This window comes from Enterobacter sp. DC1 (assembly GCF_000568075.1).
Classification (GTDB): domain Bacteria; phylum Pseudomonadota; class Gammaproteobacteria; order Enterobacterales; family Enterobacteriaceae; genus Enterobacter; species Enterobacter asburiae.
Genome location: NZ_AZUA01000003.1, coordinates 351,202 through 374,693, shown reverse-complemented (window position 1 = coordinate 374,693; position 23,492 = coordinate 351,202). Strand labels below are relative to the sequence as shown.

The 23,492-nt window shown below is 57.0% G+C and carries 23 protein-coding genes and 1 other RNA gene; 7 read left to right on the top strand and 17 right to left on the bottom strand.

Annotation, left to right across the window (positions count from 1 at the left end):
• Nucleotides 1–8 precede the first annotated feature (8 nt).
• The 4 genes from prfB to xerD form a co-directional block, all read right to left on the bottom strand.
• A protein-coding gene (gene prfB, locus P346_RS09905; protein ID WP_096151315.1) for a peptide chain release factor 2 occupies nt 9–1,107 on the bottom strand; the annotation gives its coding sequence in 2 pieces (ribosomal slippage) (nt 9–1,031 and nt 1,033–1,107; 1,098 coding nt in all).
• 90 nt (nt 1,108–1,197) lie between these two features.
• Nucleotides 1,198–2,931, bottom strand: coding sequence for a single-stranded-DNA-specific exonuclease RecJ (gene recJ / locus P346_RS09910; protein ID WP_032660111.1), 1,734 nt, complete (start codon nt 2,929–2,931; stop codon nt 1,198–1,200).
• A 5-nt stretch (nt 2,932–2,936) separates the two neighbouring features.
• Nucleotides 2,937–3,650: a bifunctional protein-disulfide isomerase/oxidoreductase DsbC gene (dsbC, locus tag P346_RS09915; protein WP_032660108.1), complete on the bottom strand. Its 714-nt coding sequence runs from the start codon at nt 3,648–3,650 to the stop codon at nt 2,937–2,939.
• 28 nt (nt 3,651–3,678) lie between these two features.
• On the bottom strand, nt 3,679–4,575 hold the full coding sequence (xerD, locus tag P346_RS09920) for a site-specific tyrosine recombinase XerD (RefSeq protein WP_023309098.1): 897 nt from the start codon (nt 4,573–4,575) through the stop codon (nt 3,679–3,681).
• A 101-nt stretch (nt 4,576–4,676) separates the two neighbouring features.
• Between xerD and fldB the strand changes: the two genes are divergently transcribed.
• Nucleotides 4,677–5,198 (top strand): flavodoxin FldB, encoded by a 522-nt coding sequence (fldB, locus tag P346_RS09925; RefSeq protein ID WP_032660106.1) that lies wholly within the window; start codon nt 4,677–4,679, stop codon nt 5,196–5,198.
• A 6-nt stretch (nt 5,199–5,204) separates the two neighbouring features.
• On the opposite strand, the gene P346_RS09930 is transcribed toward fldB, so the two are convergent.
• Both P346_RS09930 and sdhE read right to left on the bottom strand, forming a co-directional pair.
• Complete coding sequence (locus P346_RS09930; protein ID WP_021242050.1) at nt 5,205–5,615, bottom strand: protein YgfX; 411 nt, start codon at nt 5,613–5,615, stop codon at nt 5,205–5,207.
• Entirely contained in the window at nt 5,596–5,862 is a 267-nt protein-coding gene (sdhE, locus tag P346_RS09935; RefSeq protein WP_010435322.1) for an FAD assembly factor SdhE, read from the bottom strand. The genes P346_RS09930 and sdhE overlap by 20 nt, the downstream gene beginning before the upstream one ends.
• A gap of 294 nt (nt 5,863–6,156) precedes the next feature.
• Between sdhE and ygfZ the strand changes: the two genes are divergently transcribed.
• The gene (gene ygfZ, locus P346_RS09940) at nt 6,157–7,137 is read left to right on the top strand and encodes a tRNA-modifying protein YgfZ (RefSeq protein WP_032660104.1); all 981 of its coding nucleotides are present in this window, start codon (nt 6,157–6,159) and stop codon (nt 7,135–7,137) included.
• Between the two features lie 74 nt (nt 7,138–7,211).
• On the opposite strand, the gene trhA is transcribed toward ygfZ, so the two are convergent.
• Nucleotides 7,212–7,871 carry a PAQR family membrane homeostasis protein TrhA gene (gene trhA, locus P346_RS09945; RefSeq protein ID WP_023309101.1) on the bottom strand — a complete coding sequence of 220 codons (660 nt, stop codon included), beginning with the start codon at nt 7,869–7,871 and terminating at the stop codon, nt 7,212–7,214.
• A 165-nt stretch (nt 7,872–8,036) separates the two neighbouring features.
• Complete coding sequence (yqfB, locus tag P346_RS09950) at nt 8,037–8,348, bottom strand: N(4)-acetylcytidine aminohydrolase (protein ID WP_032660103.1); 312 nt, start codon at nt 8,346–8,348, stop codon at nt 8,037–8,039.
• 51 nt (nt 8,349–8,399) lie between these two features.
• Here yqfB and P346_RS09955 point away from each other — a divergent pair, with 51 nt between their 5' ends.
• Both P346_RS09955 and bglA read left to right on the top strand, forming a co-directional pair.
• A complete protein-coding gene (locus tag P346_RS09955) occupies nt 8,400–9,131 on the top strand; it encodes a MurR/RpiR family transcriptional regulator (protein ID WP_032660101.1) in 732 nt (243 codons plus the stop codon).
• 116 nt (nt 9,132–9,247) lie between these two features.
• Nucleotides 9,248–10,681, top strand: coding sequence for a 6-phospho-beta-glucosidase BglA (bglA, locus tag P346_RS09960; RefSeq protein ID WP_032660100.1), 1,434 nt, complete (start codon nt 9,248–9,250; stop codon nt 10,679–10,681).
• A 74-nt stretch (nt 10,682–10,755) separates the two neighbouring features.
• On the opposite strand, the gene P346_RS09965 is transcribed toward bglA, so the two are convergent.
• The 8 genes from P346_RS09965 to P346_RS10000 form a co-directional block, all read right to left on the bottom strand.
• The gene (locus tag P346_RS09965) at nt 10,756–11,499 is read right to left on the bottom strand and encodes an SDR family oxidoreductase (RefSeq protein ID WP_032660097.1); all 744 of its coding nucleotides are present in this window, start codon (nt 11,497–11,499) and stop codon (nt 10,756–10,758) included.
• 70 nt (nt 11,500–11,569) lie between these two features.
• Nucleotides 11,570–14,443, bottom strand: coding sequence for an aminomethyl-transferring glycine dehydrogenase (gene gcvP / locus P346_RS09970; RefSeq protein WP_032660094.1), 2,874 nt, complete (start codon nt 14,441–14,443; stop codon nt 11,570–11,572).
• Between the two features lie 124 nt (nt 14,444–14,567).
• On the bottom strand, nt 14,568–14,957 hold the full coding sequence (gcvH, locus tag P346_RS09975) for a glycine cleavage system protein GcvH (protein ID WP_008499718.1): 390 nt from the start codon (nt 14,955–14,957) through the stop codon (nt 14,568–14,570).
• Nucleotides 14,958–14,980: 23 nt separating this feature from the next.
• A complete protein-coding gene (gene gcvT, locus P346_RS09980; RefSeq protein WP_029739208.1) occupies nt 14,981–16,075 on the bottom strand; it encodes a glycine cleavage system aminomethyltransferase GcvT in 1,095 nt (364 codons plus the stop codon).
• Between the two features lie 397 nt (nt 16,076–16,472).
• Entirely contained in the window at nt 16,473–17,675 is a 1,203-nt protein-coding gene (gene ubiI / locus P346_RS09985; protein WP_032660092.1) for an FAD-dependent 2-octaprenylphenol hydroxylase, read from the bottom strand.
• Nucleotides 17,676–17,687: 12 nt separating this feature from the next.
• A complete protein-coding gene (gene ubiH, locus P346_RS09990) occupies nt 17,688–18,866 on the bottom strand; it encodes a 2-octaprenyl-6-methoxyphenyl hydroxylase (RefSeq protein ID WP_032660090.1) in 1,179 nt (392 codons plus the stop codon).
• Nucleotides 18,863–20,176 (bottom strand): Xaa-Pro aminopeptidase, encoded by a 1,314-nt coding sequence (pepP, locus tag P346_RS09995; protein ID WP_029739211.1) that lies wholly within the window; start codon nt 20,174–20,176, stop codon nt 18,863–18,865. The genes ubiH and pepP overlap by 4 nt, the downstream gene beginning before the upstream one ends.
• Before the next feature lie 31 nt (nt 20,177–20,207).
• Nucleotides 20,208–20,786 carry a YecA/YgfB family protein gene (locus tag P346_RS10000; protein ID WP_029739212.1) on the bottom strand — a complete coding sequence of 193 codons (579 nt, stop codon included), beginning with the start codon at nt 20,784–20,786 and terminating at the stop codon, nt 20,208–20,210.
• 168 nt (nt 20,787–20,954) lie between these two features.
• Here P346_RS10000 and zapA point away from each other — a divergent pair, with 168 nt between their 5' ends.
• From zapA to P346_RS10010, 3 genes are all read left to right on the top strand, one after another.
• Nucleotides 20,955–21,284 (top strand): cell division protein ZapA, encoded by a 330-nt coding sequence (gene zapA / locus P346_RS10005; RefSeq protein ID WP_006811891.1) that lies wholly within the window; start codon nt 20,955–20,957, stop codon nt 21,282–21,284.
• A gap of 41 nt (nt 21,285–21,325) precedes the next feature.
• Nucleotides 21,326–21,509: non-coding RNA, 6S RNA (gene ssrS / locus P346_RS22560), on the top strand.
• Between the two features lie 24 nt (nt 21,510–21,533).
• Nucleotides 21,534–22,130 carry a 5-formyltetrahydrofolate cyclo-ligase gene (locus P346_RS10010; protein ID WP_032660084.1) on the top strand — a complete coding sequence of 199 codons (597 nt, stop codon included), beginning with the start codon at nt 21,534–21,536 and terminating at the stop codon, nt 22,128–22,130.
• Nucleotides 22,131–22,237: 107 nt separating this feature from the next.
• Here the strand turns inward: P346_RS10010 and serA are convergent, their stop codons facing one another.
• Nucleotides 22,238–23,470, bottom strand: a complete 1,233-nt coding sequence (serA, locus tag P346_RS10015) for a phosphoglycerate dehydrogenase (RefSeq protein ID WP_032660082.1) — start codon at nt 23,468–23,470, stop codon at nt 22,238–22,240.
• Between the last annotated feature and the right edge of the window lie 22 nt (nt 23,471–23,492).

Here is a 23,492-nt window from a genome sequence, read left to right as displayed (position 1 = left end):
TTGGTTCCTCATAACCCTGCTTTCAAACTTGCTTCGATAAATTGGTCCAGGCTGCCGTCCAGCACCGCCTGCGTGTTGCGGGTTTCAACCCCGGTACGCAGGTCTTTGATGCGGGAGTCATCAAGGACGTAAGAACGGATCTGGCTGCCCCAACCGATGTCGGACTTGTTGTCTTCCATCGCCTGTTTCTCAGCATTTTTCTTCTGCATCTCCAGCTCATAAAGCTTCGCTTTCATCTGCTTCATGGCCTGGTCTTTGTTCTTATGCTGGGAACGGTCGTTCTGGCACTGTGTTACCAGCCCGGTTGGAATGTGGGTAATACGCACCGCAGATTCCGTACGGTTAACGTGCTGACCACCCGCGCCGGATGCGCGATAAACGTCGATACGCAGGTCCGCCGGGTTAATTTCGATATCAATATCTTCATCAACTTCCGGGTAAACAAACGCGGAGCTGAAGGAGGTATGACGGCGGCCACCGGAGTCGAACGGGCTCTTACGCACCAGGCGGTGAACGCCGGTTTCGGTACGCAGCCAGCCGTAGGCGTAATCGCCAATGATCTTGATGGTGACGGATTTCAGACCCGCAACTTCACCTTCAGACTCTTCGATAATTTCGGTTTTGAAGCCGCGCGCTTCTGCCCAACGCAGGTACATACGCGTCAGCATGCTGGCCCAGTCCTGCGCTTCGGTGCCGCCAGAACCAGCCTGAATATCGAGATAGCAGTCAGCGCTGTCGTATTCGCCGGAGAACATACGGCGGAACTCAAGCTGCGCCAGCTTCTCTTCCAGCACGTCGAGTTCTGCCACGGCTTCGTTAAAGGTTTCTTCGTCGTCGGCTTCGACGGCCAGCTCCAGCAAACCGGAAACATCTTCCAGCCCCTGGGCCATTTGATCCAGCGTATCTACGATAGCTTCGAGAGAGGAACGCTCTTTACCCAGCGCCTGTGCGCGTTCAGGTTCGTTCCAGACGTCCGGCTGTTCCAGCTCGGCGTTTACTTCTTCAAGACGCTCTTTCTTGGCATCGTAGTCAAAGATACCCCCTAAGAACGTCAGAGCGCTCCGTGAGGTCCTGAATACGGTTTTTTACCGGATTAATTTCAAACATGGTCTGTTTTCTTTTATGGACTTGTCAAAATGCGGTGATAAGAGCGGGATTGTACCGAATCCACGCCCTTTTTTATAGAGATTACTGCCGCTAAATTGGCCAGATATTGTCGATGATGATCTGAAGGGTGCGGTTACCGCGAAACTCGTTGATGTCCAGTTTGTACGCCAGCTCAACCTCGCGCACGCCGTTGTCCGGCCATATCGCTGTGTCAACGTTGAAGGCGATGCCGTCCAGCAGCGGACCACCGCCCACGGGTTCGACCATCACTTTCAGATGACGTTCGCCGACGATACGCTGCTGCAGCAGGCGGAAACGCCCGTCGAACAGCGGTTCCGGGAACATCTGCCCCCACGGGCCGGCATCTCGGAGCATTTGCGCCACGTCCATCGTCATCTCAAGCGGTGAAAGCTCGCCATCGGACACCACTTCCCCCTGCAGCAGGGCTGGGTCGATCCAGTCGGTGACCAGTTCACCAAACAGCCGCTGAAACTCGTCGAACTTCGCCTCATCCAGCGACAGGCCTGCCGCCATCGCATGGCCGCCAAACTTGATCATCAGACCCGGGTGAAGCGTATCAAGACGCTCCAGCGCATCGCGCATGTGCAGACCCTGAATCGAACGGCCAGAGCCTTTCAGCGTGCCGTCGCCCGCGGGGGCGAACGCGATCACCGGACGGTGGAAACGCTCTTTAATGCGCGACGCCAGAATGCCGACCACGCCCTGATGCCACTCTGGATGGTACATCGCCAGGCCGCCCGGCAGCGTATCGCCGCTGCGCTCAAGCTTTTCGCACAGGGTCAGCGCTTCGGCCTGCATCCCCTGCTCAATCTCTTTACGGGTCTGATTCAGCGCGTCAAGCTCGTTGGCCAGCACGCGTGCTTCACCAATGTTATCGCACAGCAGCAGCGCCACGCCGACGGACATATCGTCCAGCCTTCCGGCAGCGTTCAGACGCGGCCCGAGGGCAAAGCCCAAATCGCTTGCCGCCAGCTTGAGCGGATCGCGGTTGGCAATCTCCAGCAGCGCCTTGATCCCAGGACGGCACTTGCCCGCCCGGATGCGGCTTAAGCCCTGCCAGGTCAAAATGCGGTTATTGGTATCAAGCGGCACCACGTCCGCGACGGTACCCAGCGCCACCAGATCGAGATATTCGGCCAGGTTCGGTACGGCAATACCGCGGGAGTCGAACCAGCCCTTGTCGCGTAACAGGGTACGCAACGCCAGCATCAGATAAAACGCCACGCCCACGCCTGCGAGGGATTTCGATGGGAAATCGCAGTCGCGCAGGTTGGGGTTAATAATCGCTTCCGCATCCGGCAGCGTTTCGCCCGGCAGGTGGTGATCGGTGACCAGCACCGGGATCCCCAAAGCGTGAGCATGATCGACGCCCGCATGGGAAGAGATCCCGTTATCGACGGTCATGATCATCTGTGCACCACGGGCGTGGGCCTGATCGACCACTTCCGGGCTGAGGCCATAGCCGTCTTCAAAGCGGTTCGGCACCAGATACGTGACGTTATCGCAGCCCAGCGCGCGCAGACTGAGCACGCTCAGCGCGGTGCTGGTTGCGCCGTCGGCGTCGAAATCGCCTACCACCACAATCCGCGTTCCCTCACGAAGCGCGTTGTAGAGCATTTCAGCGGCTTTTTCGATACCGCTCAACTGCTGCCACGGCAGCATCCCTTTCACGCTGCGTTCAAGATCCTCAGCGCTACGCACGCCGCGGCTGGCGTAGAGGCGCTTAAGCAGCGCCGGGAGATCGTCTGGCAAATCAACGTGTTCAACCGCCTCGCGGCGGCGCAATTTTATCGGGGCTTTCACGCGGATTATTTACCACCAAACTGTTTCTGGTGCGCGTCGAGGAACTCTTTCATCTCTTTTGGTCCCTGATAGCCCGGAACGACATAGCCGTTGCTCAGAACAATCGCTGGCGTACCGCTCACGCCAAACTGCACGCCGAGCGCGTAGTGGTTAGCGATATCAATGTCGCAGGTGGCCGGCTTAACGCCTTTGCCGTTCATGGCGTCGTCAAACGCTTTGTTGCGGTCTTTCGCACACCAGATCGCCTTCATGTCCTGCTCTGGCTGGCTCTGCACGCCCGCGCGCGGGAAGGCCAGGTAACGCACGGTAATGCCCAGCGCGTTATAGTCTTTCATCTCTTCATGCAGCTTGTGGCAGTAGCCGCAGGTGATGTCGGTGAAGACGGTAATAACGTGTTTTTCCTGCGCCGCTTTATAAACGATCATCTCTTTTTCGAGCGCGTTCAGGTTTTTCATCAGCAGCTGGTTGGTGACGTTCACAGGCTGCGCGCCGCTCACGTCGTACATTGGCCCCTGAATAATGTGTTTGCCATCTTCGGTGACGTACAGCACGCCGCTGTTGGTCAGTACCGTTTTCATGCCGGCAACCGGTGCAGGCTGAATATCGCTACCGGTGACGCCAAGCTTAGCCAGCGACTGTTTGATGGCGGCGTCGTCCGCATGGGCGAAACCGGTAAATGAGGCTGCCAGCAGGGTGAACAGCGCGAAAGACTTTTTCATATGTGATCCTGTTACAATTCGTCGGCACTCACGCACGAGGGTGGTGCTGTTGGTGTAGCTGCCGCAGGCGTTCCGTCGCGACATGGGTATAAATTTGCGTCGTGGAAAGATCGCTGTGCCCCAGCAGCATCTGCACCACGCGTAAATCAGCGCCGTGGTTTAACAGATGCGTCGCGAAGGCGTGACGCAATACGTGCGGCGAAAGCTTTTCACTGTCGATACCCGCCAGTGTGGCGTAATGCTTAATGCGATGCCAGAACGTTTGCCGCGTCATCTGCTGGGCGCGCTGGCTCGGAAACAGGACGTCGATAGACGTACCATTGAGCAGCCACGGACGACCGTGCTCCAGGTACGTTTCCAGCCAGTAAACCGCCTCTTCACCCAGCGGAACCAGCCTCTCCTTGTTTCCTTTACCGATGACGCGCACCACGCCCTGACGCAGGCTGATGTCGCTCATCGTCAGGCCAACCAGTTCCGAAACGCGCAAGCCGGTAGCATACAATAGCTCAAGCATGGCTTTATCGCGTAACTCCAGCGGCAGGTCAACAGCCGGTGACTGTAATAATCTCTCAACTTGTGCTTCGCTGAGATCTTTCGGCAGCCGCTGCGGGAGCTTAGGGGATGCCAGCAGCGCGCTGGGATCGTCTTCACGAATCTTCTCACGGTAGAGGTGCTGGAACAGCCGACGCATGGCGCTGAGCAAACGCGCGGAACTGGTGGCTTTGTAGCCCCCTGCGATACGTTCCCCCAGCAGCGCCTGCAGGTCGTCACGCTGCGCGCTCGCAAGGGATAACCCCCGGTGCGCAAGCCACTCCACCAGCATGGTGAGATCGCGACGGTAGGCGCTGAGGGTATTCTCGGCCAGATTTTTCTCCAGCCACAGCGCGTCGAGAAACTGTTCGATCAGTGCGAGATCCTTTTCCACATCAGCCCCTTTGATTCTGCAGTCAGGCCATTATGCCTGATTGCGACCGGTTTCTGGTACACTACGCGCATAGTCAAAGCAAGAATTGAGATAGTTACGCGATGAATATTGGTCTGTTCTATGGTTCCAGCACCTGCTACACCGAAATGGCGGCAGAGAAAATTCGCGACATCATTGGCCCGGAACTGGTGACGTTGCATAACCTGAAAGATGACGCGGTCGCGCTGATGGAACAGTACGATGTCCTGATCCTTGGCATCCCAACCTGGGATTTTGGTGAGATACAGGAAGACTGGGAAGCCATCTGGGGTCAACTCGATTCAGTCAATCTCGACGGCAAAATCATTGCCATGTACGGCATGGGGGATCAGCTGGGCTACGGGGAATGGTTCCTGGACGCGCTCGGCATGCTGCACGACAAGCTGGCGCCGAAAGGGGTGTCGTTTATCGGCTACTGGCCAACCGAAGGTTACGAGTTCACCAGTAAAAAACCGATTATTGCCGACGGCGAGCTGTTTGTTGGACTCGCGCTGGATGAAACCAACCAGTACGATCTCAGCGATGAGCGCCTGCAAAGCTGGTGCGAGCAGATTCTGGGCGAAATGGCTGAAAAGTTTAGCTAACGCGCATTACCCCTGCGTCGTCTGTTGCAACAGCATCCGGCGCAGGTCTCGCCACTCGGCAGCATCCATACTGTCAGCCGCCAGCCACAGATGCTGGCAACGACCGCCGTCCACCTTGCGTAACCGTAACATCATGCCGCAGTTGAGCATCCAGGGCATACCGAGAATATCCCACTCTTTACCCTGCCAGCGAAGGCGGGAATCCATCAGTAATTTAATCTCTCCCTGACGGGCATTAATGCGACGCTGGCTGCGTACGCTGTCAAAAACGACAAATGACAGTAACAGCAGCCACAGCGGCGTATAGCTCAGCGGCCAGGGCATCAGTAACACAAAGGCCGCAACCAGGCCGTGGAGCAATAAAGACATCCACTGCGAACGCCACGAGACGCGAAGATCAGATTGCCACAGGACCACGTTCCCGATTCCGTGTTTGAATTAATTGCACCATCCGTTGCAACTCGGTGTCGGCGGGTTTGCCGTGGTTCATCAGCCAGTTGAACAAATCCGGATCGTCAGACTCAAGCAGGCGAACAAACAGACGCTTATCGTCATCGCTTAAGCTGTCATACTCATATTCGAAGAAAGGCATGATGGAAATATCAAGTTCACGCATGCCGCGACGGCACGCCCAGTGAATACGGGCCTTGTTGTTAATATCCATGTTCAGTTTCCTGCATTACGTTTGGCACAGTCGGTACCCCGTTCAGTGTTCTTTATTTCTCTACGGGGACACCAGCTAGTGTAACGTGTTTTTGACCGTTTCATTACTGGAATATTGCGATCGCCGAGCAGGCTTCCAGAATAATCCCTACAAAGACAGCGGATTACATTATTTTGCGTAGCGCTACGCATAACCGGTTTAGGGCACAAATGGTCTGTTGAAAGCGCTTGCATTGCCTGCAGGCTCTTTTACCATTAGGCATTATCAAAGCGTTAAGCAATTCAGGATATCGTTATGGCATTTACACCATTTTCTCCTCGCCAGCCCGCCGCCTCTGCGCGTCTGCCGCTGACGCTTATTTCTCTTGATGACTGGGCGCTGGCAACGCTCACCGGTGCCGACGCCGAAAAATATCTGCAGGGCCAGGTGACCGCCGACGTCAGCCAGATGACCGAACACCAGCACCTGCTGGCCGCGCATTGCGACCCAAAAGGCAAAATGTGGAGCAACCTGCGTATCTTCCGCCGTCAGGACGGCTTTGCCTTTATTGAGCGCCGCAGCCTGCAAGAGGCCCAGCTCAAAGAGCTGAAGAAGTACGCGGTCTTTTCCAAAGTCACTATCGCCCCGGACGACGAACATGTCCTGCTGGGTGTGGCCGGTTTCCAGGCCCGTGCGGCGCTGAAAAATCTCTTCAGCGAACTGCCGGATGCGGAAAAGCAGGTGGTCAGCGAAGGCGCGACCTCCATCCTGTGGTTTGAACACCCGGCGGAGCGTTTCCTGTTAGTCACGGATGCGGCAACGGCCGAACGAGTGACCGAAGCGCTGCGCGGCGAAGCGCAGCTCAACAACAGTCAGCAGTGGCTGGCGCTGAACATCGAAGCGGGTCTGCCGGTGATTGACGCCGCAAACAGCGCGCAGTTTATTCCCCAGGCAACAAACCTTCAGGCGCTGGGCGGCATCAGCTTTAAAAAGGGCTGTTACACCGGACAGGAGATGGTGGCGCGTGCAAAATTCCGCGGCGCAAACAAACGTGCGCTGTGGACGCTGACGGGCCATGCCAGCCGTGTACCTGAAGCGGGTGAAGACTTAGAGCTGAAGATGGGTGATAACTGGCGCCGCACCGGCACCGTGTTAGCCGCCGTACAGCTGGATGATGGACGTCTTTTGGTTCAAGCCGTCATGAACAACGACATGGAAGCCGACAGCGTGTTCCGCGTGCGTGACGATGCGAACACGCTGAGCATCGAGCCGTTGCCATATTCGTTAGAAGAGTAATCGTATCCAGGTGCCCTCCCTCTCCCTGTGGGAGAGGGCCGGGGTGAGGGCAACCGCCCGCACGGTGGAAAAAACTACACCTGCCCCACGTACAAATAGATCGCCAAAAAGTGGCATACGCTGCCGCCCAGCACAAAGCCGTGCCAGATGGCATGGTTGTACGGGATGCGCTTGCAGACGTAGAAAATCACGCCGAGCGAGTACACCACGCCGCCTAAGGCCAGAAGCGTTACGCCCCCTACCGACAGTTTGACCGCCAGTTGATACACCACAATCAGCGACAGCCAGCCCATTGTCAGATAGGTGACCAGTGACAGCACCTTAAACCGGTGCGCGATGGTCAGCTTAAACAGGATCCCCAGCAGTGCCAGGCTCCAGATAACAATCATCAGGCCACGCGACAGCGGTGAGTTGAGCCCCACCAGCAAAAACGGTGTGTAGGTGCCTGCAATCAAAAGATAGATAGCGCAGTGGTCAAATTTCTTGAGCCACATCTTGGCCCGCTGATGCGGGATCGCATGATACAGCGTCGAGGCCAGGAACAGCAGGATCATACTCCCGCCATACAGGCTGTAGCTGGTAATGGCCATCGCGCTGGCATTGGCGTCCACCGCCTGCACCAGCAATAACACTAAACCGACAATCCCAAACACCAGGCCAATGCCGTGGCTGATGCTGTTGGCTACTTCCTCAGCCAGCGAATATCCCTGTGCGATTAATGGTCTACTCACCATACAAAACTCCGGGAAAACAAAAGATGATTATTCATCGCATAACTATGCTAACTGAGAATGATTCCAGTGAACACCTGTTAGCTAAAATAAAGTTAAACATAACGTTTCTAAATTACAATCAGACAGTTACACTTTAATTTCAGCGAACGTGCGTTTCGATTTTAATTATAAACATTTAAAATCAATCACATAAAACTGGTTCTGCCTGGGGTAGATCTCTGCGATCACGCTTTTCAATGCATCCAGGGTCATGTTCTCCTGTTCAGCATGTTTTTGCGTCAATGTGGCGAACGTAACGGTTGACGTTCCTGTTACTTCGATGGTGCAAAAATAACCATCATCCTCATAGCGTCCCACCCGCAGGATATCGCCGGTTTTGAAATGGGATTCACTTTTATCCCGGATAGTGATGGTTTTACGCCCGGCCAAAATGTCGTCCTGAAAGCGCTGAAAAAAAGTGATGTCGTTTGGCTGCATGTTATTATTCCATGAAGAAAAGTCTGATGAGTGAGTGTAGCCATTGTGAGCATGTTCTCCCATTCCGCCATTGCCAGTCTCAATAACCTGGAGATGATGGTCTACAACTATGTCATAAAAAATCGCGACAAAGTGATGTACATGACCATCCGCGAGCTGGCGGATGCGGCAGACGTCTCAACCACCACTATCCTGCGCTTTTGCCGCAAGCTTAACTGCGAAGGGTATTCTGAATTTCGGGTGCGCTTTAAGCTTTATCTTGAACAGAACGAGCCCCAGCAGGCGAATTTCGGTGCCAGCGAAATTATCAGCTTTTTTAAAAGCGTGAATAATGAAGAGTTCGATGCGTTATTAGATAAGGCGGTAGATATTATTTTATCGTCCGAGCGAATTATATTCGTCGGTGCCGGAACATCGGGTTCGCTGGCAAAATATGGCGCACGCTTCTTTTCTAATATCGGGAAATTCAGTAACCATATTGATGATCCTTATTTCCCGGTCACCAATGATATGGCGAAAAATGCGCTGGCGATTGTGCTCTCCGTCTCGGGCGAGACCGAGGAGATCCTGCGCTTCGCCAGCCAGTTCAGCCTGCATCACTGCAAGGTACTCTCGATAACCAGCCACGAGCACTCGCGTCTCGCAAAACTGGCGGACTTTAATCTCTCCTGGCATGTTCCTCAGACGCGTATTGCAGGCGTCTACGACATCACCACGCAAATTCCCGTCATTTATATTCTGGAATCTCTCGGACGTAAACTGGCGAAGAAACTCACAGAATAAAACACCCTGTTTTTTTGGTGTAACAAATCACATTTACTGGGAATTGTTATATCGTGACATTCAATTTCGCTTTGCTAGACTCGATGCCAATAAGCCATTTATTGAGAAGAGCAGCGATGAAAAAATTGACCTTACCAAAAGATTTTTTATGGGGCGGCGCGGTTGCCGCTCACCAGGTTGAAGGCGGCTGGAACAAAGGCGGCAAAGGGCCAAGCATTTGTGACGTATTGACCGGCGGCGCGCACGGCGTCCCGCGAGAAATCACGCAGGAGGTGGTGCCGGGTAAATACTACCCAAACCACGAGGCCATCGACTTCCACGGCCACTATAAAGAAGACATCAAGCTGTTTGCCGAGATGGGTTTCAAATGCTTCCGCACCTCTATCGCCTGGACGCGCATCTTCCCGAAAGGTGACGAAACGCAGCCAAACGAAGAGGGGCTGAAGTTCTACGACGATATGTTCGACGAGCTGCTGAAATACAACATCGAACCGGTGATCACCCTCTCCCACTTCGAAATGCCGCTGCACCTGGTGCAGGAGTACGGTAGCTGGACCAACCGTAAAGTGGTCGATTTCTTCGTGCGCTTCGCGGAAGTGGTTTTTGAGCGCTACAAAAACAAGGTCAAATACTGGATGACCTTCAACGAAATCAATAACCAGCGTAACTGGCGCGCGCCGCTGTTCGGTTACTGCTGCTCGGGCGTGGTCTATACCGAACATGAAAATCCGGAAGAGACCATGTACCAGGTCCTGCACCACCAGTTTGTGGCCAGCGCACTGGCTGTGAAAGCCGCACGCCGCATCAACCCGGAGATGAAGGTCGGCTGCATGCTGGCGATGGTGGCGCTCTATCCGTTCTCCTGCAAACCGGAAGACGTGATGTTCGCCCAGGAATCCATGCGCGAGCGCTATGTCTTTACCGACGTCCAGCTGCGCGGATACTACCCGTCCTACGTGCTGAACGAGTGGGAGCGCCGTGGCTTCTCCATCAAAATGGAGGCAGGCGACGAGCAGATCCTGCGTGAAGGTACCTGCGACTACTTAGGTTTCAGCTACTACATGACCAACGCGGTGAAAGCAGAAGGCGGTACCGGCGATGCCATTTCCGGCTTCGAAGGCAGCGTGCCGAACCCGCACGTGAAGGCGTCCGACTGGGGCTGGCAGATTGACCCGGTGGGCCTGCGTTATGCCCTGTGCGAACTGTACGAGCGTTATCAGAAACCGCTGTTTATCGTGGAAAACGGGTTCGGCGCCTACGATAAGGTAGAAGAAGACGGCAGCATCAACGACGACTATCGCATCGACTACCTGCGTGCCCACGTAGAAGAGATGATCAAAGCCGTGACGCACGACGGCGTGGATCTGATGGGCTATACGCCATGGGGCTGCATCGACTGCGTGTCGTTCACCACCGGCCAGTACAGCAAGCGCTACGGCTTTATCTACGTGAACAAGCACGACGACGGCACGGGCGACATGTCGCGTTCCCGCAAGAAAAGCTTCGAGTGGTATAAGGAAGTGATTGCCAGCAACGGCGAGGCGCTGTAATTTTTGCCCGGTGGCGCTGCGCTTACCGGGCCTACACGAACAGTAGGCCGGGTAAGGCGAAGCCGCCACCCGGCTTATTTCCCACCGGCCAACTCAATAAAACTGCCCGTTACGTACGACGCCTTCTCGCTCAGCAGCCAGACAATCGCCTGGGCCACCTCTTCCGGCTGGCCGCCGCGCTGCATCGGCAGCAGCGATTTCACGCGATCTACCCGCCCCGGCTCTCCGCCGGACGCATGAATATCGGTATAAATCAGACCCGGACGCACGCAGTTGACGCGAATGCCCTGCGCCGCCACCTCCAGCGATAGCCCGGTTGTCAGCGAATCCACCGCCCCCTTCGACGCGGCATAATCCACATATTCACCCGGCGCCCCCAGACGCGACGCGGCGGAAGAGACGTTCACTATCGCCCCACCCTTGCCGCCATGCCTGAAGGACATGCGTTTTACCGCTTCCCGGCAGCAGAGAAAGTAGCCCGTGACGTTGGTCGCCAGGACGCGGTTAATGCGCTCAGCGGAGAGGTTCTCGATAGTGGATTGCTCAAACAGAATGCCCGCATTATTGACCAGCGCACGAAGCGGCTCGCCTTCACGATCGAGGCTGTCAAACATCGCCAGCACCTGGGCTTCATCACTGATATCCGCGCGGACGGCAAAGGCTTTACCGCCCGCTTCAACGATCTGGTTGATCACGTCCGTCGCGGCTTTAATGTTGTGGTGATAGTTCACCGCCACGGTGTAGCCTTCGCGCGCCAGCTGCAGCGCGGTGGCTTTTCCAATGCCCCGGCTGGCGCCGGTGACCAGTGCAATTGCCATTCGCTTCTCCCAATAAAAAAGCCGGGTGGCGGCTTCGCCTTACCCGGCCTACGTTACTACATCAGCAATATTACTGGTATTCGCTCATCGGCACGCAGGAGCAGAACAGGTTACGGTCGCCGTAGACGTCATCGAGACGCTTCACGGTCGGCCAGTATTTGTTTGCCACACCTGCCGGGAAGACCGCCAGCTCGCGGGAATAGCCGTGGTTCCACTCTGCCACCATTTCGTGCTGGGTGTGCGGGGCGTTAACCAGCGGGTTATCTTCCAGCGTCCACTCGCCGTCCTGCACGCGGTCGATCTCCATGCGGATCGCCAGCATCGCGTCGATAAAGCGGTCCAGCTCGGCTTTGCTTTCAGATTCCGTTGGCTCCACCATCAGCGTACCCGCAACCGGGAACGACATGGTTGGCGCGTGGAAGCCGTAGTCGATCAGACGCTTGGCGATATCCAGCTCGCTAATGCCGGTCTGCTCTTTCAGCGGACGAATATCGAGGATGCACTCGTGCGCCACGCGACCGTCGCGGCCTGTGTAGAGCACCGGGAAGGCGGACTTCAGGCGAGTCGCAATATAGTTGGCGTTGAGGATCGCCACCTGGCTCGCCTGCTTCAGCCCTTCCGCGCCCATCATGCGGATGTACATCCAGCTGATTGGCAGGATAGAGGCGCTGCCGAACGGTGCCGCAGAGACCGCGCCCTGACGGGTCAGCATGCCTTCAATCTGCACCACGCTGTGGCCTGGGACAAACGGCGCCAGGTGCGCTTTCACGCCGATTGGGCCCATGCCCGGGCCGCCACCGCCGTGCGGGATGCAGAAGGTTTTGTGCAGGTTCAGGTGCGATACGTCCGCGCCGATAAAGCCCGGAGAGGTAATGCCCACCTGGGCGTTCATGTTCGCGCCGTCGAGGTAAACCTGACCGCCGAACTGGTGCACCACTTCGCACACTTCACGGATAGTCTCTTCGTACACGCCGTGGGTAGACGGGTAGGTCACCATGATGCAGGAGAGCTTGTCGCCCGCCTGCTCGGCTTTCGCACGCAGGTCGGCCAGATCGATGTTGCCGTTTTTATCGCAAGCAACCACCACCACTTCCATGCCCGCCATCTGGGCAGAGGCCGGGTTGGTACCGTGGGCAGAGCTTGGGATCAGGCAGATATCGCGGTGACCTTCGTTGCGGCTTTCATGATAGTGGCGGATCGCCAGCAGGCCCGCGTATTCGCCCTGCGCGCCGGAGTTCGGCTGCATGCAGAGCGCGTCATAACCGGTCAATTTCACCAGCCAGTCGGAAAGCTGGTTGATCATCATATGATAACCTTCCGCCTGCTCTGGCGGGCAGAACGGGTGCAGCTCGGAAAATTCAGGCCAGGTGATCGGGATCATCTCTGCCGCGGCGTTGAGCTTCATGGTGCAGGAACCCAGCGGGATCATCGCCTGGTTCAGCGCCAGATCCTTGCGCTCCAGAGAGTGCATATAGCGCATCATCTCGGTTTCGCTGTGATAGCGGTTAAAGACAGGATGCGTCAGGATCGCATCGTTACGCAGCATGCTTTCCTGAATGGAGCGGCTGTCGAGTGCGACCTCTTTGTCGAGCGCGTCAATATCCAGACCGTGTGCGTCACCCAGCAACACGCTGAACAGGTTCAGGATATCGTCGCGGGTGGTGCTTTCATCCAGCGTAATGCCGACGGCGTTGTGGATGTCGCTGCGCAGGTTGATCTCTGCCGCATTCGCGCGCGCCAGCACGGCCGCTTTGTCCGCCACTTCCACACACAGGGTGTCGAAGTAGTGAGCGTGGCGCAGCTTAAGGCCTTTCTGCTGCAGACCGCAGGCCAGAATATCGGCCAGGCGGTGAATGCGGCTGGCAATGCGCTTCAGGCCAGCCGGGCCGTGGAACACGGCGTACAGGCTGGCGATGTTTGCCAGCAGCACCTGCGAGGTACAGATGTTGGAGTTCGCTTTCTCGCGGCGAATGTGCTGCTCGCGGGTCTGCATCGCCATGCGCAGGGCGGTGTTACCGGCAGCGTCTTTTGAGACGCCGATAATGCGGCCAGGCATGGAGCGTTTGAATTCATCTTTCGCGCCGAAGAACGCCGCGTGCGGGCCGCCGTAGCCCATCGGCACGCCGAAGCGTTGCGCTGAACCGAATACGATATCCGCGCCCTGTTTGCCCGGCGCCGTCAGCAGCACCAGCGCCATAAAGTCGGCGGCAACGCTGACAACCACTTTGCGGGATTTCAGCTCGGCAATCAGCGTGCCGTAGTCGTGAACTTCGCCGGTGGTGCCTACCTGCTGAAGCAGCACGCCAAAGACGTCCTGGTGATCCAGCACTTTGTCAGCGTCGTCGACAATCACGTCAAAGCCGAAGGTTTCCGCACGGGTGCGCACCACGTCCAGCGTCTGGGGATGCACGTCCGCCGCCACGAAGAAGCGGTTGGCATTTTTCAGCTTGCTCACGCGCTTAGCCATCGCCATTGCTTCGGCGGCGGCGGTCGCTTCATCCAGCAGCGAGGCGGAGGCGATGTCCATCCCGGTCAGATCCAGCGTCACCTGCTGGAAGTTCAGCAGCGCTTCCAGACGGCCCTGGGAGACTTCCGGCTGATACGGGGTGTAAGCGGTGTACCAGCCCGGGTTTTCCAGCATGTTGCGCAGGATAACCGGCGGCAACTGCACGTTGGTGTAGCCCATGCCAATGTAAGACTTATAGCGCTTGTTCAGGCCTGCGATAGCCTTCAGCTCCGCCAGCGCGGCGAATTCCGTGGTGGCTTCCCCCACCTGAGGCGGCGTGGCAAGCTGGATGTCTTTTGGCACAATCTGGCCGATCAGTGCGTTTAATGAATCCGCGCCAACTGTCTTCAGCATCTCCTGCTGTTGCTGAGCATCCGGCCCAATGTGACGTTCAATGAAGGCGCCACGGTTTTCAAGCTGGCTTAAAGTCTGTGTCATGAGCGATGGTTCCTGAAACGTGCAGTGAATTTAAGTTCCCTCTCCCTCTGGGAGAGGGTTAGGGTGAGGGGAAGACTGGCACCCTCACCCCTGCCCTCTCCCAGAGGGAGAGGGGGATAAACAATTACTCGTCTTCTAACAGTGCTTCGTACGCGGTCGCATCCAGCAGCGCGGCAACCTGAGATTCGTCGCTGGCTTTGATCTTGAAGATCCAGCCGCCTTCATACGGCTCGCTGTTCACCAGCTCTGGCGAATCGCTCAGCGCGTCGTTGACGGCAACGATTTCGCCGCTCACAGGGGCATAGATATCAGATGCCGCTTTTACGGACTCCGCTACGGCGCAGTCGTCGCCCGCGCTAACGGTCGTGCCCACGTCAGGCAGGTCAACAAACACCATGTCGCCCAGCAGCTCTTGCGCGTGCTCGGTGATCCCTACGGTGTAAGTGCCGTCCGCCTCTTTGCGCAGCCACTCGTGTTCTTTGCTGTATTTCAGTTCTGCTGGCACATTGCTCATTGAAGTTCTCCTGATAAAAATGATTAGGCGACCGGCTTACCGGCGCGAACAAAAATCGGTTTGGTTACGTTGACCGGCATTTCGCGGTTGCGGATTTGCACCACCGCCGTTTCGCCAATACCCGCCGGCACGCGTGCCAGTGCAATACTGTAGCCCAGCGTTGGGGAGAAGGTACCGCTGGTGATCACGCCTTCGCGAGGATTGCCGTCGGCATCGGTAAAGCGCACCGGCAGTTCACCGCGCAGCACGCCCTTCTCGGTCATCACCAGACCCACCAGCTGTTCCGTACCCTTCTCACGCTGCATCTCCAGCGCTTCACGGCCAATAAAGTCACGATCAGCCGGTTCCCATGCGATGGTCCAGCCCATGTTGGCGGCCAGCGGAGAGACGCCTTCATCCATCTCCTGACCGTAGAGGTTCATCCCCGCTTCCAGACGCAGCGTATCGCGCGCGCCCAGACCCGCAGGCTTCACGCCCGCTTCCACCAGCGCACGCCAGAAATCAGCGGCCTTCTCGTTCGGCATCGCAATTTCATAGCCCGCTTCACCGGTATAGCCGGTGGTGGCGATAAACAGATCGCCCGCCTGCACGCCGAAGAACGGCTTCATGCCTTCGGTTGCTTTACGCTGCTCGTCGTTAAACAGAGACGCGGCTTTCGCCTGCGCGTTTGGCCCCTGCACGGCGATCAGCGACAGATCGTCACGGACGGTGATGTCGATGGCATAAGGTTCGGCGTGTTGGGTGATCCAGGAGAGGTCTTTTTCGCGGGTGGCGGAGTTGACAACGAGGCGGAAGAAATCTTCAGTGAAGTAATAGACGATAAGGTCATCAATCACGCCGCCCGAGGCATTCAGCATGCCGGTATAGAGCGCTTTACCCGGCGTCTTCAGTTTGGCGACGTCATTTGCCAGCAGATAACGCAAAAACTCCCGGGTGCGGCTACCGCGCAGATCGACAATCGTCATGTGGGACACGTCGAACATACCGGCATCGGTGCGCACCGCGTGGTGCTCATCAATTTGCGAGCCGTAGTGCAGCGGCATCATCCAGCCGTGGAAGTCCACCATGCGGGCGCCGCATAACACGTGTTGTTCGTACAAAGGAGTCTGTTGAGCCATCTTGTCCTCGTTGAAAAATTCACCGTGAAACCCGGTATCGGCCCCGTTACCTGGCGCCGACGCAAACGTTCTCTTTTACCCGAACTTACCACCGAAACCGGCGGTTAACCATAAGGTAAAACGGGTCATCACATTAGCTTATGACCAAAAAACGCTAAAAAGCCTACAGAGTTATTCACTGGAAAAATGCGATTAACCCCGCACAAAATTAACAATGATCTAACAGGATTTAGCACATGGTGATATATCGTGCGGAAAAACGGGCCGATTTTCCGTAACATAAAATCTTGTAGATTAGATTTTCTAATGCGAAAAATGACGTGAAATTAGAATATTTCAAACGAGGGAATTTCCCCGGCGCAGAGGCCGGGAAAATAAAGTGTGACAGGGGTCTAAATTAACGTAGCCAGTCCGGCAGGTCGTTAAGACCCATCGCCTGACGGAGGAGTTGAGGTTTAACACCCGGAAGGGTGTCAGCAAGCTTGAGGCCAATGTCGCGCAGCAGTTTTTTTGCCGGATTCGCGCCGGCAAACAGCTCGCGGAAGCCCTGCATGCCCGCCAGCATCATCGCCGCGCTGTGCTTGCGGCTGCGCTCGTAGCGACGCAGGTAGAGATGCTGGCCGATATCTTTGCCTTCGCGATGCAGGCGACGCAGTTCCTCAACCAGCTCAGCCGCGTCCATAAAGCCAAGGTTAACGCCCTGCCCGGCCAGCGGATGAATGGTATGCGCCGCATCACCAACCAGCGCCAGACGGTGCGCCGCAAACTGACGCGCGTAGCGTCCGGTTAACGGGAACACCTGCCGCTCGCTTTCAAGGGTGCACAGGCCAAGGCGGTTATCAAACGCCATGCACAGCGCCTGGTTAAAGGCGTCCGGCGCCGCCTCCTGCATCAGCTGGGCTTTTTCAGGCACCAGGGACCAGACAATCGAGCACAGGTGCGGGTCGGCAAGCGGCAGAAACGCCAGAATGCCGTCGTTGTGGAAAATCTGCCGCGCCACGCCGCCGTGCGGCTCCTCTGTTCGGATCGTTGCCACCAGAGCATGATGACGATAGTCCCAGAAGGTCAGCGGAATATCGGCTTTATTACGCAGCCAGGAGTTCGCACCGTCAGCACCGACCACCAGACGCGCGGTCAGCATGTCGCCGCTCTGTAAGGTGATAAACGCCTCGTTTTCACCCCACGCCACCTGCTGGACCTGCGCTGGCGCAATCAGGGTCACGTCGCTGCACTGCTGTGCTTTCTGCCACAGAGCGTGGTGGATCACCGCGTTTTCGATGATATGACCCAGATGGCTATAGCCCATGCTTTCATCATCAAAAGCAATATGACCAAAGCTGTCTTTATCCCACACTTCCATGCCGTGATAGCAGCTGGCGCGCTGCGCCACAATATCTGCCCAGACGCCAAGGTGTGTCAGCAATTTCTCGCTGGCGGCATTGATCGCCGAGACGCGCAGTTCCGGCGGAGCATCTGGTGCAACGGGCTGAGGCTGCTTTTGCTCCAGCACCGCCACGCGCAGGCCGCTGCCCTGTAAACCACAGGCCAGCGCCAGTCCGACCATACCGCCGCCAACGATGGCGACATCAACATTTTGCACGGTGATAACTCCTTAACGCGCGACCCAACCAAGAGTCCGCTGCGCCAGCACGTCACGTGCCGGAATGAATAATTCCATCGCCATCAGCCCGAGGTTGCGACCTGCAACCAGCGGCGCCCAGCGATTGGCAAAGAGATGGACTAAGCCGTCGGTAACGCCAATTGTCGCCTCTTTATCGGCCTGACGTCGCTTCTGGTAATGGCTGAGTACCGGGTATGCGCCGCAATCTTTTTGCTCACCCCACGCCTGCGAAAGGGTTTCCGCCAGGCTCATGACATCACGCAGGCCAAGGTTGAACCCCTGCCCCGCGATGGGGTGCAACGTCTGCGCGGCATTACCGACAAGCGCCAGACGATGGGAGATGGACTGAGAGGCCGTAGTCAACGAAAGCGGGTAAACCGCCCGCTGGCCCGCATGGGTAATACGCCCCAGCCGCCAGCCAAAGGCTTTCTGCAGCTCGGTACAAAAACGTTCGTCTGACCAGGCTTTAACCTCTTCGGCCTTATCCTGCGGGTGACACCAGACCAGGGAACAGCGCCCGTCCGACATCGGCAGCATCGCCAGCGGACCGTGCTGCGTAAAGCGTTCAAACGCCCTGCCGTGGTGTTCAGCTGCGGTAGAGACGTTGGCAATGACCGCAACCTGCCCGTAAGGCTGCTGACGCCACTCCACGCCGCACTGGGCGCCAAGCGACGAGCGCGAGCCGTCCGCGGCGACCAGAAGCTGACCTTCAAGCACGGTGCCGTTTTCCAGCGTCACGCTGACCGACGCCTCGTTGCGGCTCACGCTGGCCACGCGCGCCGGACAATGCAGCGTGACGCCCGGCGCATCCTGGAGCAGGCGGAACAGACGCAATCCGACGTCGTGCAGCTCAACAACCTGACCCAGCGCGTCGATACGGTAATCATGGGCATCCAGCGTAACAAAGCCAGCATGGCCGCGATCGCTGACGTGAACGGTTTTAATTGCCGTCGCGCAATCGGCGATGGCCTGCCAGATGTCAATGCGGGACAGCTGCTGGCAGGTACCCTGCGCCAGGGCAATGGCGCGGGAATCAAAACCGGGATGATTCTTTGCCTGCGGCGCGACGGCTTCCACCAGGTGAACCGGAAGCTGGCCTTTCGTCAAATGCGAAATGGCCAGCGCCAGCGTGGCCCCGGTCATGCCGCCGCCAACGATAATCACGCTCATGCGCGTGCCGCTGCCATCAGCGCCTCGATATCGTCAGCGTTTTTCACGACGCTCGCGGTCAGGTTTTCGTTACCGGTTTCGGTAATAACGATGTCGTCTTCAATACGAATGCCAATCCCGCGGTACTCTTCAGGTACGTCGGCATCCGGCGCGATATACAGGCCTGGCTCCACGGTTAACACCATGCCCGGCTCTAGGACGCGCGAACGGTCGGTGCCGTACGCGCCAACGTCATGTACATCCAGCCCCAGCCAGTGGCTCAGGCCGTGCATGAAATATGGTCGATGCGCATTTTCAGCGATCAGGGTGTCGACCTCCCCTTTCAGGATCCCGAGCCTGACCAGGCCGGTAATCATGATGCGCACCACTTCGCCGGTCACTTCCTGCATGGAGGTACCGGGACGATACAGCCTGAGCGCCGTCTCAAGCGATTCCAGGACAATGTCGTAAATGGCGCGCTGTGCCGGTGAGAATTTACCGTTCACCGGGAAGGTACGGGTGATGTCCCCCGCGTAGCCCTGGTATTCGCAACCGGCGTCAATCAGCACCAGATCGCCGTCGCGCAGCGCGCTTTCGTTTTCGGTGTAGTGCAGAATGCAGCCGTTTTCGCCGCCCCCAACAATGGTGTTGTAAGAGGGATAACGCGCGCCGTGGCGGTTAAATTCGTGATGAATTTCGCCTTCCAGCTGGTATTCGAACATCCCGGGACGGCACTTTTCCATGGCGCGAGTGTGCGCCAGGGCGCTGATTTCGCCCGCTCGGCGCATCAAATTCAGCTCTTCTTCAGACTTGAACAGGCGCATCTCATGCACCACCGGACGCCAGTCCGTCAGCGTGGCCGGCGCGGACAGATTCTGGCGCGAGCCTTTGCGCAGCTTATCCAGCGCGGTGAAAACAATCTCATCGGCGTAGGCATATTCACCCTGCGCGTGATAGAGCACGTCGAGGCCGTTAAGCAGCTGATAGAGCTGCTGGTTGATTTCGCTAAACGCCAGCGCGCGGTCAACGCCCAGCTTCGCCGGTGCGGCCTCCTGGCCCAGGCGGCGGCCAAACCAGATTTCAGCGGTTAAGTCTCGCACGCGGTTGAAAATCACGCTGTGGTTGTGGGTGTCATTGCTCTTAATCAGCACCAGCACCGCTTCCGGCTCGTTAAAGCCGGTGAAGTACCAGAAATCGCTGCTCTGGCGATAGGGATATTCGCTGTCGGCGCTGCGCGTAACTTCGGGCGCAGCAAAAATCAGCGCGGCGCTGCCCGGCTGCATTGTTGCCAGCAGCGCCTGACGGCGGCGGGAATACTCTTGACTCGAGATAACCATGACACCCTCCTGTGCGTTATTTTTCTTAATGTAAGGTTGGCTTGCGGACTTCCGGCGCGGTCGGCTGAGAGCGCGTGAAGTTGTCGTGGCACAGCAGAGCCGCCACACGCACGTACTCGATGATCTCTTCAAGAGACATTTCCAGCTCTTCCTGGTCTTCGTCTTCATCGTAGCCAAGCTGGGCGATGTTACGCAGGTCGTCGATCGCCTCACCCGCTTCGCCGGTCACTTTATCCAGTTTAGGCTGCGTCACGCCGAGCCCCAGCAGATAGTGGTTTACCCAGCCGGCCAGCGCATCGGCGCGATCGAACACGCTGACGTCGTCGCCTTCAGGCAGATAAAGCTGAAAAAGGAAGCCATCGTCTTCCAGCGAATCGCTGGTTGCGGCGTGCATTTTACGCAGCGCTTCCGCCAGCTCGTGACCAAACGCCAGCCCTTCATTCGTGAGGTCGTGGATCAGCGGCTGCCATGAGCTGTCGCTGTTTCCGCCGCACAGCATGCCACTGATCAGACCGTGCATTTCGGCAGGGGTTAAACCGACTCCCTGCTGGTTCAGTAACTGGTTTAAATCCTTGTAACCAGGCATTTCGTTCTGTATAGACATGAGCATTCGTCATCAAAGGGGGGAAGTTTCATGATATGCTACCACTTTGGACCCTGGTGATACCAGAAAAGGGCTTGTATCTTCACATCAGGGTAGCTATAGTGTCGCCCCTTCGCAGCCCCCGGGGCAGTAAGCGAAGGCAGCGCAGTCAATCAGCAGGAAGGTGGCATGTCTGCACAACCCGTCGATCTCCAGATTTTTGGCCGTTCACTGCGAGTGAATTGTCCGCCTGAACAAAGGGATGCTTTGAATCAGGCAGCGGACGATTTGAATCAGCGGTTGCAAGATCTAAAAGAACGCACTAGAGTCACAAATACTGAGCAGCTGGTTTTCATCGCCGCGTTGAACATCAGCTATGAACTGACTCAGGAAAAAGCGAAGACCCGCGACTACGCGGCAAGCATGGAGCAGCGCATTAAAATGCTCCAGCAGACCATCGAACAGGCATTGCTTGATCAAGGTCGCAATCCCGAAAGACCGGGACCAAAGTTTGAATAACACTTCTCAGTTGACTATGGTAGAGTAACTGTGAAGACAAAATTTCTCTGAGATGTTCGCAAGCGGGCCAGTCCCCTGAGCCGATATTTCATACCACAAGAATGTGGCGCTCCATGGTTGGTGAGCATGCTCGGTCCGTCCGAGAAGCCTTAAAACTATGACGACACATTCACCTTGAACCAAGGGTTCAAGGGTTACAGCCTGCGGCGGCATCTCGGAGATTCCCTCTCTTTTCTTCTACCGACTACCATGACCCAATTCCCTGAAGTTTCTGCTTCACGCCAGGACATCCGTCAGTTAATTCGTCAGCGCCGCCGTGCGTTAACCGCCGATCAGCAAGCGCATTTTGCCCAGCAGGCCGCCGCCCGTATGATGGCGTATCCCCCTGTCGTGATGGCGCACACCGTTGCGCTGTTTCTGTCATTTGATGGAGAGCTGGATACCCAGCCGCTGATTGAGCAGCTCTGGCGCGCCGGGAAGAAGGTCTATCTGCCGGTGCTGCACCCGTTCAGCGAAGGTAATTTGCTGTTTCTGCACTACCATCCGCACAGCGAGCTGGTGGTGAATCGCCTTAAAATCACCGAACCGAAACTCGACGTGCGCGACGTGCTCCCGCTGTCACAGCTGGATGTGCTGATTACGCCGCTGGTGGCGTTTGATGAACAGGGGCAGCGTTTAGGGATGGGCGGTGGTTTTTATGACAGGACGCTGCAAAACTGGCAGCAGTACGGATTGCAGCCGGTGGGCTATGCGCATGATTGTCAGGGCGTGGAGGCGTTGCCGGTGGAGAAATGGGATGTGCCGTTGCCGGCGGTGGTGACGCCATCGAAGTTGTGGGAGTGGTGAACCAGGCGTGCGGCCAGATGCCCTCACCCCAGCCCTCTCCCACAGGGAGAGGGTGAAAACATAAAAAACGGTAACTATCGTTACCGTTTTGCATTTACCTCGCACTATCAGTACAGCAGACGCGCGCGAATCGTCCCGGCAATAGACTTCATGCTCTGCAGCGCTTTCTCGGCAACATCGTCATCCGCTTCGATATCAATAACCACGTAGCCCATCTGCGAGTTCGTTTGCAGATACTGCGCGGCAATGTTGACGCCCTGCTCGGCAAAGATCTGGTTGATCGCGGTCAGCACGCCCGGACGGTTTTCGTGGATGTGCAGCAGACGACGACCGCCGTGCAGCGGCAGAGACACTTCCGGGAAGTTCACGGCAGAGAGCGTAGAACCGTTGTCGGAGTATTTGCTCAGCTTACCCGCTACTTCCAGACCGATATTCTCCTGCGCTTCCTGGGTCGAACCGCCGATGTGCGGCGTCAGGATCACGTTGTCGAACTCGCACAGCGGAGAGGTAAACGGATCGCTGTTGGTCGCTGGCTCCGTTGGGAACACGTCGATGGCCGCGCCCGCCAGATGCTTACGCTTCAGCGCATCCGCCAGTGCCGGGATATCGACAACCGTGCCGCGTGCGGCGTTAATCAGCAGCGAGCCCGGCTTCATCAGCGCCAGCTCTTCCGCGCCCATCATGTTTTTGGTGGACGCATTTTCCGGCACGTGCAGGCTCACCACGTCGCTCATGTTCAGCAGGTCAGACAGGTGTTGAACCTGGGTCGCATTGCCCAGCGGCAGCTTGCTTTCGATATCGTAGAAAAACACGTGCATACCCAGGGATTCCGCCAGAATACCGAGCTGCGTACCGATGTGGCCGTAGCCGATAATCCCCAGCTTTTTACCACGCGCTTCGAAAGAGCCTGACGCCAGCTTGTTCCACACGCCGCGGTGCGCCTTGGCGTTCGCTTCTGGAATGCCGCGCAGCAGCAGCAGCAGCTCGCCAATCACCAGCTCCGCCACGGAACGGGTGTTGGAGAACGGGGCGTTGAAAACGGGAATACCGCGTTTGGCGGCAGCATTCAGGTCAACCTGGTTGGTACCGATGCAGAAGCAGCCGATAGCCACCAGCTTTTCCGCCGCGGCAATAACCTCTTCAGTCAGGTGAGTACGGGATCGCAGGCCAATGAAGTGGGCATCACGGATGGACGCTTTCAGCTCTTCGGTATCGAGCGCGCCTTTGTGAAATTCGATGTTGGTGTAACCTGCCGCACGAAGGCTATCGATTGCTTTTTGATGCACGCCCTCGACCAGCAGGAATTTAATCTTGTCTTTCTCCAGTGATACCTTTGCCATTTACCCGACCCTGTTTTTGTCT

What these genes read in the sequence shown, in the direction of transcription:
- dsbC (WP_032660108.1), bottom strand. Translation starts at nt 3,650, where the DNA reads ATGAAAAAGTCTTTCGCGCTGTTCACCCTGCTGGCAGCCTCATTTACC.
- fldB (WP_032660106.1), top strand. Translation starts at nt 4,677, where the DNA reads ATGAATATTGGTCTGTTCTATGGTTCCAGCACCTGCTACACCGAAATG.
- sdhE (WP_010435322.1), bottom strand. Translation starts at nt 5,862, where the DNA reads ATGGATATTAACAACAAGGCCCGTATTCACTGGGCGTGCCGTCGCGGC.
- ygfZ (WP_032660104.1), top strand. Translation starts at nt 6,157, where the DNA reads ATGGCATTTACACCATTTTCTCCTCGCCAGCCCGCCGCCTCTGCGCGT.
- trhA (WP_023309101.1), bottom strand. Translation starts at nt 7,871, where the DNA reads ATGGTGAGTAGACCATTAATCGCACAGGGATATTCGCTGGCTGAGGAA.
- yqfB (WP_032660103.1), bottom strand. Translation starts at nt 8,348, where the DNA reads ATGCAGCCAAACGACATCACTTTTTTTCAGCGCTTTCAGGACGACATT.
- P346_RS09955 (WP_032660101.1), top strand. Translation starts at nt 8,400, where the DNA reads ATGTTCTCCCATTCCGCCATTGCCAGTCTCAATAACCTGGAGATGATG.
- bglA (WP_032660100.1), top strand. Translation starts at nt 9,248, where the DNA reads ATGAAAAAATTGACCTTACCAAAAGATTTTTTATGGGGCGGCGCGGTT.
- P346_RS09965 (WP_032660097.1), bottom strand. Translation starts at nt 11,499, where the DNA reads ATGGCAATTGCACTGGTCACCGGCGCCAGCCGGGGCATTGGAAAAGCC.
- gcvP (WP_032660094.1), bottom strand. Translation starts at nt 14,443, where the DNA reads ATGACACAGACTTTAAGCCAGCTTGAAAACCGTGGCGCCTTCATTGAA.
- gcvH (WP_008499718.1), bottom strand. Translation starts at nt 14,957, where the DNA reads ATGAGCAATGTGCCAGCAGAACTGAAATACAGCAAAGAACACGAGTGG.
- gcvT (WP_029739208.1), bottom strand. Translation starts at nt 16,075, where the DNA reads ATGGCTCAACAGACTCCTTTGTACGAACAACACGTGTTATGCGGCGCC.
- ubiH (WP_032660090.1), bottom strand. Translation starts at nt 18,866, where the DNA reads ATGAGCGTGATTATCGTTGGCGGCGGCATGACCGGGGCCACGCTGGCG.
- P346_RS10000 (WP_029739212.1), bottom strand. Translation starts at nt 20,786, where the DNA reads ATGTCTATACAGAACGAAATGCCTGGTTACAAGGATTTAAACCAGTTA.
- zapA (WP_006811891.1), top strand. Translation starts at nt 20,955, where the DNA reads ATGTCTGCACAACCCGTCGATCTCCAGATTTTTGGCCGTTCACTGCGA.
- P346_RS10010 (WP_032660084.1), top strand. Translation starts at nt 21,534, where the DNA reads ATGACCCAATTCCCTGAAGTTTCTGCTTCACGCCAGGACATCCGTCAG.
- serA (WP_032660082.1), bottom strand. Translation starts at nt 23,470, where the DNA reads ATGGCAAAGGTATCACTGGAGAAAGACAAGATTAAATTCCTGCTGGTC.